This window comes from Neiella holothuriorum (genome assembly GCF_019457915.1).
GTDB lineage: Bacteria > Pseudomonadota > Gammaproteobacteria > Enterobacterales > Neiellaceae > Neiella > Neiella holothuriorum.
Map to the genome: position 1 here is coordinate 1 of NZ_JAHZSS010000008.1, position 15,140 is coordinate 15,140.

The following is a 15,140-nucleotide window of genomic DNA, read 5'->3' on the forward strand; positions in this document are numbered from 1 at the left end:
CACTAGCTCAGTTGGTAGAGCGCGACCTTGCCAAGGTCGAGGTCATCGGTTCGAACCCGATGTGCCGCTCCAAATTTCCCTCAAATTCTCATTGTTCCCCGACAACGTTATACGTCGAATACCATCCGTTTTATGATGCTTGTTGGCTTCGCCGGCGGGCGCTTAAGCTAACCGCGGCCTATCTGAGCGCGTTTATCTAATTCAAAGCTTTGTCGAACACATGCATCAATGCTGCCGCGAATGATTGCCGCCGTTTGGTTCATGGGAATGGTGATTGACGTGTTGAGTTGGTTATCTACCGAACGAATGGTCATTCGCTCTCCAGAGCCCATTTCTGACAACAAGGTGCCGCCGCGTTCTATCGCAACGAGCTGCAGCAGCAAGTAATTGCCGTCATCACGTTGCTGTGAATGACTAACAAAGGTTGCTGAACGTGCTGGATTGAAGTCGATTTTAAAGTTGAACTTGTAACGCTGACCGGACATATCGAGCGAGAATTGAGAGCTAGGGCCAAACTCCAACAGCAACGCCGCGTTATGGCAAGCTGGTGGGTAGCGTTCGAGCACGAGTGACGCGTGATCAACTAACCCCGGATTAAAATCAAAACGCGAGATGACAAATAGTTGCTCGCTATCTTCCACATTGCGCCAGTTACCATCAATTTGATAATCGACCGCTTTGGCCGCGTTGGCCAATAGGCAATAGCCAATGGCGTAAACCAAGTAACGGCATATGGAACGAAGTAACGGCATATCAAGGGTTCAATTTGCTTTGAGCATTGGCTGGAGTGTAACGCAAACAAAAAAGCTCCCCTAGGGGGAGCTTTTTAAAATATGAATGTGGTAAAGCTTTAGAACAATTTAGCGGCGGTTTCGTACAGTTCTTCGTCAAAGACCCGGCGCTTGTTTTCGATTGCGTCGACGATATCGTGGTGAACCAGCTTACCTGCGACGACGCCAACACAACGACCACCTTCGCCTTTAATTAACAAACTAACGGCAAACACGCCCATTCTACTGGCTAATACACGGTCGAATGCCGTTGGCGCGCCACCACGTTGCACGTGACCTAAAACGGTGGCGCGAGTTTCTCGGCCAGTACGCGCTTCAATTTTCTTCGAAAGCTGGTGAACGTCAGTAATGTGCTCGGTAACAACAATGATGGAGTGCTTTTTACCGTTGGCGATACCTTGCGCAACATCTTCAATCAACTTGGTTTCGTCATAAGCTTTTTCTGGCACGATGGCGTATTCGGCACCACCGGCGATGGAAGCCGCCATGGTCAAGTCGCCGCAGTATCGGCCCATGACTTCAATGATCGAAATTCGGTTGTGAGAACTTGATGTATCGCGCAGTCGGTCAATGGCGGAAATGACACAGTTGAGTGCCGTCAGGTAGCCAATCGTATAATCCGTACCTGGTACATCATTATCAATGGTGCCTGGTAGTCCGATACATGGATAGCCCATTTCTGTCAGACACTTAGCGCCCATGTAAGAGCCATCACCACCAATAACAACGAGCGCTTCAATGCCATGCTTATTGAGATTCTCAATCGCTTGTTGGCGAACCGCTTCGTCTTTGAATTGCGGGAATCGAGCCGAGCCAAGGAACGTACCGCCGCGATTAATGACATCTGATACCGAACGGCGATCCATCTTTTCGATGCGATCTTCGTACAGGCCCATGTAACCATCGTAGACGCCATAGACTTCTAATCCTTCAGACAGTGCTGCGCGCACGACACCTCGAATGGCAGCATTCATGCCCGGCGCATCACCGCCGCTGGTTAGTACACCAATCTTTTTAATCATGGGTTTCCTCTGTCCTGTATTTTAAAAGTTATGCATTCCCGACACGACTAGTTCCGGCTATTTGGGATGTTGTTGCGGGATGCCATCGCTCAAATTGTGTGATTTGAGAGCGCTGATATCGCAAGCCACTAGCAGTATAGGACGATCTGGTCGTATTTTTAGTGGCTTCATTGTAATAATTTCTTGAATTAGATCACCCTAGTTAGGTTGATCTGGTTCAATTAAGTTTCAAATTTTTAGGTCGTGAAATAATTCTATCAAGCTTTTTACGTTTGCGATACGAGTTAAAAAAAGACGTGAGTTCTGGCACTTTTTATTATTTTTCACAAAATTTTCTTTTGACAAAATGGCCAGTCAGAATTATTTCTGAAACAGAACGATTTACGGTGTTTTGGAGATTGGTTCACCATGTCTGAACAGATGCGGACTTCGCTGCAAAAGCGTTTTCAGGACTTTCGAAATTATCCTTATGGTTTTTCAAGGTCAGGTGATTTTTCACTCAAAGAAAGTCAGGTTTTAGAACAATATGGGCGATTAGCCGCGGCATTAGCCGATGACTTAATCACGCCGGAAACAGAAGAGGAAAAACGTCTACAAGCTGTTATTCGAAGCGAGCTTGAGCCAGAAAGTGCCTTGGAGCGGGTTTGGATGAAATACCAAAAACGCATTAATCGGCCGCATGTTCGTGCTCTGTCGGCGAAAAGCCCCAGTACAGAGGGTGACGATGATGAAGATGTCATCATCGATGACGACGAGGATTAAAACGAACAATGAGTACAAAAGAGCCGGCAATTGCCGGCTCTTTTTCGATAGGCCTAACGCTGTAGCTAGCCTGGTAGTTGTGTCATATCGAGCGAGTCATGACTCTGGTGCGCCAAAATAGCCGCCCCAATAATTCCCGCTTGGTTGAGTGATTCTGCCGGCATGACTTGCGCGGCAACATCAATGGTTTCAGCGAAACGGTCAAATTTTTTGCTCGCACCGCCTCCCAAAATAAATGCATCGGGCCAAAATAGCTGCTCTAAGGTAATTAGATACTTGTTAAAGCGCTTACCCCAACTGCTCCAATCTAGCTCGTCACGTTTGCGAGCCGCATCCGACGCGCGGTGTTCCCATTCGCGGCCTTTATGATCGAACAGGTGGCCTAGCTCTGTATTGGCAACTAGCTCGCCGTTATTAAACAGTGCCGTGCCCAAACCTGTACCAATGGTGACCATAAAGACCAATCCGTCGATATTGCGGCCAGCGCCAAATTGCATTTCCGCTAAACCCGCAACATCAGCATCATTACCCACGTAGCAAGGCAGGTGAGTCGCTTCGCAAAAAATCTTTTGCACGTTTGCGCCTAGCCATGAGTCATCAACGTTGGCTGCCGTGCGGGCTATGCCATGCTGAATGGCGGCGGGAAATCCACAGCCAACCAGCCCATGCCAATGGAGCTGATCACAAATTTCTGCCACGGTTGCGGCAACTGCGTCGGGCGTTGCTGGCTGAGGCGTTGGAATGCGCAACCGCTCGCTAATAAGTTCACCGGTGGTTACATCAACCACTGCACCCTTGATGCCTGAGCCACCAATATCAATACCTAAAACCTGCATTGTGCGTTCCTTTAATCTTTGACTTTAACCAGCAGAATGTTGCTGCGCTGGCCGGTAATTTCAACGTGAGTTCCTGCCGGCACCTGACGATCGCCTGAAACCTCGACCTGCCATTCACTGTCACCTAAATGAATTCGGCTACGGCCATTGTCGGTATCTTGAATCAGCGTAGCTTGCTTTCCCTGATGACGGCCGACTTGTTGATTCAGATCGGGCTGACTGGAGTTAATATGGGCTGGATTGTAAAAACGTCGGCCAATGACCAACATGAGCAGCGTCAAGATTGCGAAGGTTAGCAGTTGGCCGGTCCAGCCAAGCGGGACTAACCAGTGAACAAGCGCAACAACTAATGCTGCCAGCCCTGGCCATAGCAACCAACTGGTGGGCAGCACCACTTCAAAAACGACTAACAGTAAGCCGATAATGGCCCATTCTGACGGGCTCATTTGTTTTAACCATTCCAACACGATCACCATGGTTACTTACCTGCTGATTTCAACAATTCTCGGACGCCTTCGACGGCGCCCAGCACGCCACTGGCTTCCAGCGGTAACATAATGACTTTGTGGTTATCTGCTGAGGCAATATCTTTAAGTGATTCAACGTATTTCTGAGCCACAAAGTAGTTAAGGGATTGGGCGCTGCCATTGGCAATTGCATCTGAGACCATGCGGGTGGCTTCGGCCTCTGCTTCGGCTTGCCGTTCGCGCGCTTCTGCATCCCGAAAGGCCGATTCTTTGCGCCCTTCCGCTTCGAGAATTTGCGATTGCTTTTCACCTTCTGCGCGCAAAATGGCTGCTTGTCGTTCGCCTTCTGCTACTAGTATGACGGCACGTTTGTCACGTTCGGCTTTCATTTGGTTGCCCATGGATTCAACCAAATCGGCGGGTGGTGCAATATCCTTAATTTCAATGCGGATGACTTTGACGCCCCAAGGTTCGGCGGCGCTATCAACCACATTTAATAAGCGAGAATTGATTTCATCGCGATCTGACAGCATTTTGTCCAATTCCATCGAGCCGAGTACGGTCCGGATATTCGTCATGGCCAAGTTCCGCAGCGCATGCTCTAGATGGTTCACTTCATACACCGATTTTGCTGCATCGATCGGGAAGAAAAACAGTAATGCGTCGATGCTGACCTGAGCGTTGTCGGAGCTAATGATTTCTTGTGATGGGATCTCCAGTACTTGTTCCATCATGTTGACGCGATGACCGATACGATCGACAAAAGGCACCACAAAATGCAGGCCGGGTTCCAATGCGCGTGTAAATTTACCGAATCGTTCGATGGTGTACTGAAAGCCCTGACGAACAGAAACCACGCCAGAAAAAACGATGAATAAAACAAAGCCAGCAATCACCAGCGGTAGCAACGGGAGTTGATCTAGCATAAGCGGTCTTCCTTGAGTCGTGTACTTGTGTAAACCTTAAGATTAACCGATGAATAAGGCGATTTGGGTGACAGTTATCGCTTTTATCGAATAATCGATGAATCAATAGGTTAGCATGATTTCTAGGCGTTCTAACTACGTCAACTAGGCTGGTTCATATACCATCACGCGATTTCTGCCCTGTGCTTTGGCTTGATATAACGCCTGATCGGCTTGTTTAAGGCTGTCATCAATGTTTGCTGAGGAGCAGGACGCGATACCAAAACTGGCTGCAACGGCCAGCGCTTTGTCGCCGATGGGGACTTGAGTCTTCTCGATGGCTTGGCGCAGACGTTCAGCGAAACCGAGAGCGCCATTCAAATTGGTTTTAGGCAGTAACAGCACGAACTCTTCGCCACCAAATCGCGCCAGCGAGTCTTCCGCTCTTTTTTCTCGTTGCAACGTCTGCGCAAATGCAACGATCACTTGATCGCCAACATCGTGGCCATAACTATCGTTAATGGCTTTAAATTTGTCGATGTCGCAAATCAATACGCAGATGTCGTCTTGGTGCCGCTGCGCAAGGCTGATCATCTTGAGTGCTTGATCATAAAAATACCGACGATTATGGAGCTGGGTCAGGGGATCGGTATTGGAGGCTTTCTTATATAGCTGCACATGGTCGTCGAGCAACATGGCGTGCAGCCCCGCAAACAGAGCAAAGATGTTTACGACAAATGCCATGGAAGTAATAAAGAGCACTTGCCAATATTGGGTAATCGCAGGCGTGATGGTGATGCACAACAATAGCAAGCAGCACACGATGGATATATAAAGCGATAGATTCATCCAGCGTTCGCCGCGGGTTGGCTGGCTAGAGGGAACAGTAAGGCTTAAGCAAACGGTGTAAACCGCCGACGAAAAGAGAAAAGCGGTGATGACTCGATATGCAATAACATTTTGTATATAGGTGAACAGTATCACTTCAGACAACACGTAGATCATCGCTAATGTGATGACGTGGCGCTTCAATATGAATTGCTTAACGCTCATTTGCCGACGATGAATTAGACCTGCAACCAACATCACAAGGGCGACTGCGATACAGCATTGGACAATCGTGACAGAGACGAACTCTCCAAGCGAATTTCTGCCAGCAATCGAACAGAAAGCGGCGAATAACATAAGAAAATACAACGAAAAGTAGCGAATGCAGGCATTGGACGTAGCGGTGGCTGATGGTGTTCCCCAATACATATAAACTGCGGCCAGCAGGCTGATTATGATGTTCGGGGTTGCAATGAAGAACAGCTGTAGCTCTGAAAAATCCATTACTTCTCAATCGTTTTGACTAAAAACGAAAGTATAGGAGAAAAATAGATTTGTAACGAAGCCGGGGCTAATCGGCGTCACGAGGTAGGCCGGTGCGGATGGCTCGCACCAAGCGGGCTGTTTTACGAGATGCCAGCTGTTGTTGCTGCAGTTGCGCTAACGACCAATCGATGTGCTCCACCACCATGGCTGTAGCATTTATTCGTTGTGCTTTTAGCGTGTCGATGGCTTGTTCAGTTGCCGGACCGTTACCAATGGCAATTGCCAGATTGCGCTGCCAGCGTTCGAATCCGATGCGGCGAATAGGGGAGCCCGCCGTGTTATCCAAAAATTGCTGCTCGGTCCAACTAAATAACGTTAATAAGTCGTGTTGCTGCCAAATGGCTCGGTGTTGGTAGTCGGCTTCGTCGGTGGGCTCGGCTTGGCGATTCCACGGGCAAATTAACTGACAGTCGTCGCAACCATAAATCCGGTTGCCCATGAGCGGTCTTAGCGCTTCATCAATGGCGCCGTCGTGCTCAATGGTTAGGTATGAAATACAGCGATTGGCGTCCACCACATAGGGCTTAACGATTGCGCCTGTAGGGCAAATCTTCATGCAAGCGACACAATCGCCGCATTGATTCGTTACTGATTGCTGAGTTGTCGGCAAGGGTAAGTTGATCATCAGCTCGCCAAGGAAGAACCAACTCCCGGCTTCCGCATTGAGCAACAAGGAGTGTTTGCCGACCCAGCCTAGACCTGCTTTTTCTGCCAGTGGCCGTTCTAATACGGGCGCCGAATCGACAAATGGTCGGGTGGCCGATGGCGTAGAAAAGTGCTGTTGGCAGTAGGCTTCAATTTTATCGCCCAATTGTTTGAGGCGTTTGCGCATGACTTTGTGATAATCGCGCCCCACGGCATAGCGCGAGATATACGCCTGCTGACTATCGTCGAGATCGGCAGCAAATCGAGCTTGGTGAGGCAAGTAATCCATCCGAACTGAAATCACGCGCAGGGTATTAGGGTGCAGTAATGCTGGATCAAACCGCAGCTCGCCATTGCGTTCGAGAAAGCTCATCGATCCGTGATAACCCGCAGCCAGCCAGTCGGTAAATGCTGCTTTATGGTGGCTTAGCTGCAAATCGCAGATGCCTAAATCGGCGAAACCTAGCGCTTTGCTCCACTGCCTGATAAGGTTGGTCAGATCTACCAAATCTGTTTCACTCGGTGCCGACATAAGCTCATGACTGAATTCGAAGTTTCTCCGGCGAGTTTACCATACAAGCTCTACACTCCCGAACAAGTCCGAACCTACGAACCCGTAGCCGCCCAAATTGCAGGGGCAACCTTAGCCGCGCTGATGGAGCGTGCGGGCGAAGCCTGCTTTAACGCCATTAAACGTCGCTGGCTCAACAAGCAGCGGTTATTAATTCTATGTGGCCGCGGCAACAACGGCGGCGATGGTTACGTTATTGCCCGTTTAGCCCGCCAGCACAGTTTTGGGGTACAGCTCATTCAAGTTGGCGATGCCAGCACCTTAACCGGTGAAGCTGCTCAAGCGCGCGATAAGTGGCTGCAAAGCGGTGGTCAGGTATTACCGTTTGATGAAGCTAACTTAGAGCAAGCTGATATTATCGTTGATGCGCTACTCGGCACGGGCTTGAACCGGCCGGTTGAAGCGCCTTTTGATTACATGATCGAAGTGATTAACCAGCTCGGCAAGCCGGTTTGCTCGGTTGATATTCCATCGGGCTTGTGTGGCAACACCGGTAAAGTTCTTGGCGTAGCGGTTCACGCCGAAATGACGGTTTCATTTGTTGCCCGTAAGCAAGGCATGTATACCGGCCGCGCTGCTGATTATGTTGGTGATATTGAATTTGACGAGTTAGGCATCCGACAGGCGTTTCAGGCACAGATCGACAGTCATGTTGAGCAAGTCCGTTACGCTAACTTCAAACATTTCCTCCGAGCTCGACAACGCACTTACCACAAAGGCATGTGCGGCAAAGTTTATGTGGTGGGTGGTGATCTTGGCATGCCAGGCGCCATTCGTCTCGCGGCAGAAGCGTGTCAGCGCGCGGGCGCTGCAATTGTCACCGTCATCAGCCGCCCTGAGCATATCGGCCCTATTCTGGCGCATCGACCCGAACTCATTGTTGCTGGTGCTCAAACCGCCAGCCCAACGTTACGTCAAACCATTGCTGATGTCGCCAAAGTTATTGTGGTTGGCCCGGGGATGGGCACAGACAACTGGGGCCAGTCGATGTTTTCGATGGTACTGGAGACCGAAGTGCCACTGGTTATTGATGCCGATGGCCTCAATATTTTGGCTGACAACGTCTCCAAGCGTGACAACTGGATATTAACGCCACACCCCGGTGAAGCTGCTCGCTTATTAGGCATCAGTATTGAAGACGTCGAGTTAGATCGATTTGCGGCTGCTGCGGCATTGCAAAAAAAGTATGGTGGCATCGTCATTCTCAAAGGCTCGGGTACGCTGGTGACTAACGGCACGTACATGCGGGTGTGCCGAGTGGGTAACCCAGGCATGGCCAGTGGCGGTATGGGCGATATTCTTAGTGGTATTATTGGCAGCTTGCTGGCCCAAGGTGTACCGCCATTTGAAGCTGCATGTTTAGCGGTTTGTATTCATGGTGATGCGGCGGATTTAGCCGCAGAGCAAGGTGAACGAGGCATGTTGGCAAGTGATTTATATCCACATGTACGACGATTAGTGAACCCAAGTAATGACTGAGTTGCAATACCCGCTGGCCGATGAACAGGCGACAGAAGCCCTCGGGGCAGTATTAGCCAAGCATCAGACGTTGCCGGCCGTGATTTATTTGCATGGCGATTTGGGGGCGGGCAAAACCACATTAAGCCGAGGCGTCATGCGAGGCTTTGGTCATCAAGGTGCTGTTAAGAGTCCAACCTACACCTTGGTTGAGCCTTATCAATTTGCTGAACATCAGGTCTATCACTTCGACTTATACCGTTTGTCCGACCCAGAAGAATTAGAGTTTATGGGGATTCGCGAATACTTTGATGGGCGCTCGCTATGTTTAGTTGAGTGGCCAGAATGTGGCCAAGGTCTATTGCCTGAGGCCGATCTGGAGATTACATTGAGGTATGACGGGCAAGGACGCATGGCAACGCTGCTTGCTCATAGTGAAACAGCAAAACGCACGTTAGAGGCGTTGTCAGCTAACTAGAATAAAATTAAATGCAAATGAGAAATGCGCGGGGAATCTTTCAACTAATTGTGGGCGTTTTGGTGCTGCTGACGTGGTCGGCATCAGCTAATAGCCTAAAAGGCGTGCGCGTGTGGCCATCGCCTGAGTCTACGCGTGTGGTTCTGGATCTCACCGAACAGCCATCCTACAAGTACTTCAGCTTGACCAACCCCGATCGCCTTGTGGTCGATCTTAAGCACACCACGGGCAAAGTTGATCTGGCGAACGTCAATGTTGATAGCAAGCTGGTGAAAAAAATTCGTACCTCGACGCCGCCAGAAAAGGGCACCTTGCGACTGGTGCTCGAGCTAGCCCGGCCGGTTAAACCTGTTTTATTCCCCCTTTCGCCAACCAAACCCTATGGCGATCGTTTAGTCATTGACGCCTTCGATACCAAAGAGCCATCTAAAGTGGTTACCGCCAGTCAGAAAGTGACTCAAGACCGCGATGTGGTGATTGCTATTGATGCTGGTCATGGCGGTGAAGATCCTGGCTCCATTGGCCCCGGTAAGCGATACGAAAAGCGCGTTACGTTAGCTATCTCAAAACGATTGGCAAACTACATCAACAAGCAAAAGGGCATGAAAGCAATCATGGTGCGTACCAATGATTACTATGTGAACCTTAATAAGCGCTCAGAAATCGCCCGTAAAAACCAAGCTGACTTGTTGATTTCGGTGCATGCCGATGCCTTTACTTCACCACAACCACGCGGCGCGTCGGTATGGGTGCTATCGCAAGGTCGAGCGAACTCGGAAATTGGTCGTTGGATGGAGCAGGCTGAAAAGCATTCGGAATTGCTGGGCGGCGCCGCCGAAATCATTGAAAACACCAATAGCGAGAAGTATGTCGCTCGCGCACTACTGGATATGTCGATGGACAATTCCATGGTCGAAAGCCAAGCCGTGGCTGGCCGGATTGTGAAAGAGCTAGGAAAGGTCACCAAGCTGCATAAGAAAAAACCCGTAGCGGCAAGCCTTGCGGTGTTGAAATCGCCAGATATTCCGTCAATTTTGGTCGAAACGGGATTCATCTCTAACCCGACTGAAGCACGTTTGCTAACCACTGCATCGCACCAAGACAAGTTAGCATTGGCAATATTCCGTGGTACCCGCGACTACTTTAAACAAAGCCCGCCGCCGGGCTCCTACTTGGCTCGCCAAGCAAATCGCAACCACGTGGTAAAACGGGGTGAATCACTGTCACTCATTGCCGCACGCTATAGAACGTCTGTTAGCCAGCTAAAAAAGGAAAATAAGCTGAAGACAGATGTGGTGCGTATTGGGCAAGTATTGCGAATTCCTGGTAGCTCCTCATGACCATTCAAATTTTGCCACCGCGCTTAGCCAACCAAATTGCGGCTGGCGAGGTGGTGGAGCGGCCTGCCTCTGTGGTCAAAGAGCTTGTGGAAAACAGCTTGGATGCCGGCGCCACTAAAATCGATGTGCAGATCGAACGTGGCGGCCACAAACGATTGCTGATACGCGATAACGGCAGTGGCATTGATAAAGAGCAACTGATGTTGGCGCTTAGCCGTCATGCCACCAGTAAAGTGCACTCGCTGGATGATATTGAATCCATTGCAACGTTAGGCTTTCGTGGCGAGGCATTGGCCAGTATTAGCTCTGTAGCCCGACTGTCATTAACGTCACGACCGCCCACGCAAACAGAGGCGTGGCTCGCATACGCCGAAGGCCGAGATATGCAGGTGCAATTAAAACCTGCAGCCCACCCCGTTGGTACCTCGGTGGAAGTGGCCGATCTGTTTTTTAATACGCCAGCTCGTCGTAAATTTTTACGCGCCGATAAAACCGAATTTCACCATATCGATGAATTGATTAAGCGATTGGCGCTATCGCGTTTTGATGTGGGATTTAGCCTGACCCACAATGGCAAATGCGTTCGCAATTTACCTCCGTGTGCAACAGATGCGGCCAAGTTGAAACGGTTGCAGGCGATATGCGGCGCAGAATTTTGCCGTCATGTGATCCACATGAGTCAGGATGGTGGGCCATTAAAAATTGCAGGCTGGCTGCTAAAACCTGCAGGCTGTGGTCAACAATCGCCGCCGCAGTACACCTTTATCAATGGCCGAATGATCCGCGACAAAGTGATTACCCATGCGGTTCGTCAAGCCTATGCGGGTTATGTTTCGGATGTTGGTCTGACCGGCTATGTGCTGTATTTAGAATTACCGTTTGATCAAGTCGATGTGAATGTGCACCCGACCAAGCATGAAGTGCGCTTTATTGAAACGCGCCTCGTTCATGATTTTGTCGTGCAGGCCGTCGCGCAAGCGCTCAGCCACACACAACAATCAATCGAGGTTGATTCCTCGTTTGAGTCGGCAGCTTCGATAGAACCAAATCAAACTGCGCTAGCCAGCGACACCTATGTTGATACCAGTACTGGTGAAATTGTTACCTCAACTAGCCCGTCGAAAATGGAACAAGTCGCGTCCGCAAACAAGGGTGCAAATACAGCTGCCGCGTCACCACGCTATGGTGCGGGCCAGCCCAAACCACATTGGGTTGCTGAATCGACACCGTCGAAGCAAGCAGTACGCAACTATCAAGCGCTGATCGCGCCGCAGCGGGCTAACACCGAAGATGGGCACTATTCGCAGCAAATCACTGCCAATGACCAAGTTGACTCAGCAGCGGAAGCATGTGGGGCCAATACGACGCCACATTTTGTCGCCATTGCGCCACATTTTGCTTTAGTGCTGCACCAGGGCCAGCCATTGATGTTAGATGTGCTTGCTGCCGCACAGCGACAGAAGCAGCTTCAACAGCCTCTGCCGTGGAAGGCTCAGCCCTTATTATTGCCCATGGCCGTGACACTTGAGCCTGAGCAGATCGAACTATGGCGGAAGTGTTTAAGCTATGGCGCTAAATTCGGTATTGAAATTGCACTACCTCACCCCAATAAACTGATTATTCGCTGTCTTCCTGCCGTATTGCGCCATACTGATTTAGCGGCTCAGCTCGATCAGTTATTGAGTGAGCTTCAGCAGCAAGAGAGTGAGGAACAAACGGCAAGTCAGCTCATTGCTTTGGGCTTAGCATCCGAAGTAAGCGACATGATGCAAACGCAGCGTCTAGCAGGCTTAGTCGATTATGCGGCAACGGATATGACCGCCAACTATTGGCGCGAGGTAAGCGCAGACTTACTAACATCGACATTTGATTGAGACCAATAACCGTGCCACAAGCAGAGCAATATCCGTTGGCGATTACCCTGATGGGGCCAACGGCATCCGGTAAAACGGATTTGGCCATAACCTTGGCTGAGCAGTATAACTGCGAGATTATTAGTGTTGACTCGGCGCTTGTTTATCGTGGTATGGACATTGGTACCGCCAAGCCCAACGCGCAAGAACTCGCGCGAGCGCCCCACCGGCTTATCGATATTATCGATCCGGCGGAAACATACTCGGCCGCAGATTTTCGCCGAGATGCGCTCAAGCACATGGCCGAGATTGTGGCCGCTGGTAAAACGCCACTGTTGGTCGGCGGCACCATGCTGTATTTCAAGGCGTTACTTGAAGGGCTGTCAGCGTTACCCGCTGCCGATCCCAAAATTCGTCAGCAAATTGCTGACGAAGCTGAACAACATGGTTGGAGTTATTTACACGAGCAGCTTGCTCAGGTCGATCCGGTGGCTGCAAAGCGTATTCACCCGAACGATCCGCAGCGCCTGAATCGAGCGCTGGAAGTGTACCGCATTAGTGGCAAAAGTCTGACCGAGCTGCAAGCGCAGCAGGCGCAAAGCAAGCCGCCTTATCGCTTCGTACAGTTTGCGATTGCGCCACAAGAGCGAGCTATGCTGCACGAACGAATAGCGCAACGTTTTGAGTTGATGCTGAGCGCTGGGTTTGAGCAGGAAGTTGCGGAATTATTCGCGAGAAAAAATTTACACCCGGAACTCCCATCGATCAGGAGTGTCGGATATAGGCAAATGTGGGCTTACTTAGCTGGCGAGATTGATCACGACGAAATGGTATATCGTGGCATTGTTGCAACTCGCCAGTTAGCCAAACGTCAAATGACCTGGCTGCGGGGCTGGTCTGACGTTCATTGGCTGGATACACATTCAGCAACGAATTTGCAGCAAGTAATTGCATTGACAGGGCTTCGCCAGTCAAGTTGATGTGGGTTATACTTGCGGCACTTCAACATGTTTTTTAATGATCTAAATACAAAATTTTAATAAAAAGGAACTATTTCCATGGCTAAAGGGCAATCGCTACAAGACCCGTTTTTGAATGCGCTGCGCAGAGAACGCATTCCTGTTTCAATTTACTTGGTAAATGGCATTAAGCTTCAGGGCCAAGTTGAATCGTTCGACCAATTTGTCATTCTGCTGAAGAACACTGTCAATCAAATGGTATATAAGCACGCCATTTCGACTGTGGTTCCTGCTCGTCCGGTATCGCATGTGACGCAGCAGCATTCAGGTAAACCTGAAGGTGACAGTGCTGAATAATTTTCCTGACCTAAGGAGTCAACTGGTTGTTTGATCGTTATCAGGCCGGTGAACAGGCTGTTTTAGTTCACATTGACTTCTCAGATGAACATGAGCGCGAAGATTTGCGCGAACTGGAAATGTTGGTCGAATCGGCTGGCGTTAACGTGCAAGGCGTGGTGCGGGGCTCTCGAAAAGCGCCGCACCCGAAGTATTTCGTTGGTGGTGGTAAAGCCGAGGAAATTGCGCAAGCTGTTAAGCTGTATGATGCCAACATCATCATTTTCAATCATGCCCTATCTCCAGCGCAGGAACGCAACCTGGAACAACTCTGTGAGTGTCGCGTTCTTGCTCGGACGGGCTTGATCCTCGATATTTTCGCGCAACGCGCCCGAACCCACGAAGGTAAATTGCAGGTAGAGCTGGCGCAATTGCGTCATCTATCAACGCGATTAGTACGGGGTTGGACCCACCTTGAACGACAAAAAGGTGGTATCGGGATGCGCGGGCCGGGTGAAACCCAGCTTGAGACCGACCGCCGTTTAGTTCGTGGTCGAATTGACCATATTTTACGTCGCTTAGAGAAAGTCTCGAAGCAGCGTGAGCAGGGCCGTCGCTTTCGACGCCGGGCAGAGGTTCCTACGATTTCCTTAGTTGGTTACACCAATGCCGGCAAATCAACCTTGTTTAACCGAGTCACAGAAGCTGGCGTGTATGCTGCCGATCAACTGTTTGCAACGCTCGACCCAACCCTCAGAAAAATTGATGTGGCTGATGTTGGGCCCACCATTCTGGCAGATACAGTAGGCTTTATTCGGCATTTACCCCATGATTTAGTTGCAGCATTTAAGGCAACCTTGCAAGAAACGCAGGAAGCCGATTTACTGTTACATGTCTATGATGGTGCCGACGATCGCTTTGCGGACAATATTGATCAGGTCAATTTAGTACTTGATGAGATCGATGCCGGTGAAGTGCCCGTACTCATGATATGTAACAAAATTGATTTGCTTGAAGGTGCTGAGCCGCGTATTGATCGCGATGAAAATGGTGTGCCATGGCGAGTATGGGTGTCTGCACAGCAAGATCTGGGTATCGATTTACTATTTGATGCCTTGCAAGAGCGCCTTGGCAAGACAATGGTGGAATACACCTTGCGAATTCCGCCTGCACAAGGCAAGTTGCGAGGTATGCTGTATCAGCGTCATGTGGTGCAGGAAGAACATTACACAGAGCAAGGCGAATCAGAGTTATCGATTCGCATGCCTCAAAATGATTGGCGGGCTTTAGTAAAGCGCGACTGCCCGCAAGCAGAAGATTACATTATTTCTGAATAACCCTTG

At 50.0% G+C, this 15,140-nt stretch carries 15 protein-coding genes; 8 read left to right on the plus strand and 7 right to left on the minus strand.

The features are described 5' to 3' along the window. Window positions 1-167: 167 nt before the first annotated feature. Both K0504_RS08215 and pfkA read right to left on the minus strand, forming a co-directional pair. Window positions 168-752, minus strand: coding sequence for a hypothetical protein (locus K0504_RS08215; RefSeq protein WP_220103703.1), 585 nt, complete (start codon window positions 750-752; stop codon window positions 168-170). 98 nt (window positions 753-850) lie between these two features. Next, complete coding sequence (pfkA, locus tag K0504_RS08220) at window positions 851-1,813, minus strand: 6-phosphofructokinase (RefSeq protein WP_220103704.1); 963 nt, start codon at window positions 1,811-1,813, stop codon at window positions 851-853. A 408-nt stretch (window positions 1,814-2,221) separates the two neighbouring features. Between pfkA and maoP the strand changes: the two genes are divergently transcribed. Beyond that, entirely contained in the window at window positions 2,222-2,575 is a 354-nt protein-coding gene (gene maoP / locus K0504_RS08225) for a DUF413 domain-containing protein (protein ID WP_220103705.1), read from the plus strand. Between the two features lie 65 nt (window positions 2,576-2,640). On the opposite strand, the gene ppgK is transcribed toward maoP, so the two are convergent. The 5 genes from ppgK to queG form a co-directional block, all read right to left on the minus strand. Beyond that, a complete protein-coding gene (ppgK, locus tag K0504_RS08230) occupies window positions 2,641-3,411 on the minus strand; it encodes a polyphosphate--glucose phosphotransferase (protein WP_220103706.1) in 771 nt (256 codons plus the stop codon). Window positions 3,412-3,422: 11 nt separating this feature from the next. Then, window positions 3,423-3,887 carry an NfeD family protein gene (locus K0504_RS08235; protein WP_220103707.1) on the minus strand — a complete coding sequence of 155 codons (465 nt, stop codon included), beginning with the start codon at window positions 3,885-3,887 and terminating at the stop codon, window positions 3,423-3,425. A 2-nt stretch (window positions 3,888-3,889) separates the two neighbouring features. Next, window positions 3,890-4,804, minus strand: a complete 915-nt coding sequence (locus K0504_RS08240; RefSeq protein ID WP_220103708.1) for an SPFH domain-containing protein — start codon at window positions 4,802-4,804, stop codon at window positions 3,890-3,892. A 144-nt stretch (window positions 4,805-4,948) separates the two neighbouring features. Further along, entirely contained in the window at window positions 4,949-6,115 is a 1,167-nt protein-coding gene (locus tag K0504_RS08245; protein WP_220103709.1) for a GGDEF domain-containing protein, read from the minus strand. 67 nt (window positions 6,116-6,182) lie between these two features. Further along, window positions 6,183-7,334, minus strand: coding sequence for a tRNA epoxyqueuosine(34) reductase QueG (gene queG, locus K0504_RS08250; protein WP_220103710.1), 1,152 nt, complete (start codon window positions 7,332-7,334; stop codon window positions 6,183-6,185). A 6-nt stretch (window positions 7,335-7,340) separates the two neighbouring features. On the opposite strand from queG, the gene K0504_RS08255 reads away from it, so the two are divergent. The 7 genes from K0504_RS08255 (at window position 7,341) to hflX (ending at window position 15,134) form a co-directional block, all read left to right on the plus strand. Further along, the gene (locus K0504_RS08255) at window positions 7,341-8,852 is read left to right on the plus strand and encodes an NAD(P)H-hydrate dehydratase (RefSeq protein ID WP_220103711.1); all 1,512 of its coding nucleotides are present in this window, start codon (window positions 7,341-7,343) and stop codon (window positions 8,850-8,852) included. Further along, window positions 8,845-9,309 (plus strand): tRNA (adenosine(37)-N6)-threonylcarbamoyltransferase complex ATPase subunit type 1 TsaE, encoded by a 465-nt coding sequence (gene tsaE / locus K0504_RS08260; RefSeq protein ID WP_220103712.1) that lies wholly within the window; start codon window positions 8,845-8,847, stop codon window positions 9,307-9,309. The genes K0504_RS08255 and tsaE overlap by 8 nt, the downstream gene beginning before the upstream one ends. Before the next feature lie 17 nt (window positions 9,310-9,326). Beyond that, window positions 9,327-10,649, plus strand: a complete 1,323-nt coding sequence (locus tag K0504_RS08265; RefSeq protein ID WP_220103821.1) for an N-acetylmuramoyl-L-alanine amidase — start codon at window positions 9,327-9,329, stop codon at window positions 10,647-10,649. Further along, window positions 10,646-12,523, plus strand: a complete 1,878-nt coding sequence (gene mutL, locus K0504_RS08270; RefSeq protein ID WP_220103713.1) for a DNA mismatch repair endonuclease MutL — start codon at window positions 10,646-10,648, stop codon at window positions 12,521-12,523. The genes K0504_RS08265 and mutL overlap by 4 nt, the downstream gene beginning before the upstream one ends. 50 nt (window positions 12,524-12,573) lie before the next feature. Beyond that, a complete protein-coding gene (miaA, locus tag K0504_RS08275; protein WP_220103822.1) occupies window positions 12,574-13,482 on the plus strand; it encodes a tRNA (adenosine(37)-N6)-dimethylallyltransferase MiaA in 909 nt (302 codons plus the stop codon). Window positions 13,483-13,560: 78 nt separating this feature from the next. Then, window positions 13,561-13,818 (plus strand): RNA chaperone Hfq, encoded by a 258-nt coding sequence (hfq, locus tag K0504_RS08280; protein ID WP_220103714.1) that lies wholly within the window; start codon window positions 13,561-13,563, stop codon window positions 13,816-13,818. 26 nt (window positions 13,819-13,844) lie between these two features. Then, window positions 13,845-15,134: a ribosome rescue GTPase HflX gene (gene hflX / locus K0504_RS08285; protein WP_220103715.1), complete on the plus strand. Its 1,290-nt coding sequence runs from the start codon at window positions 13,845-13,847 to the stop codon at window positions 15,132-15,134. Window positions 15,135-15,140: the final 6 nt, after the last annotated feature.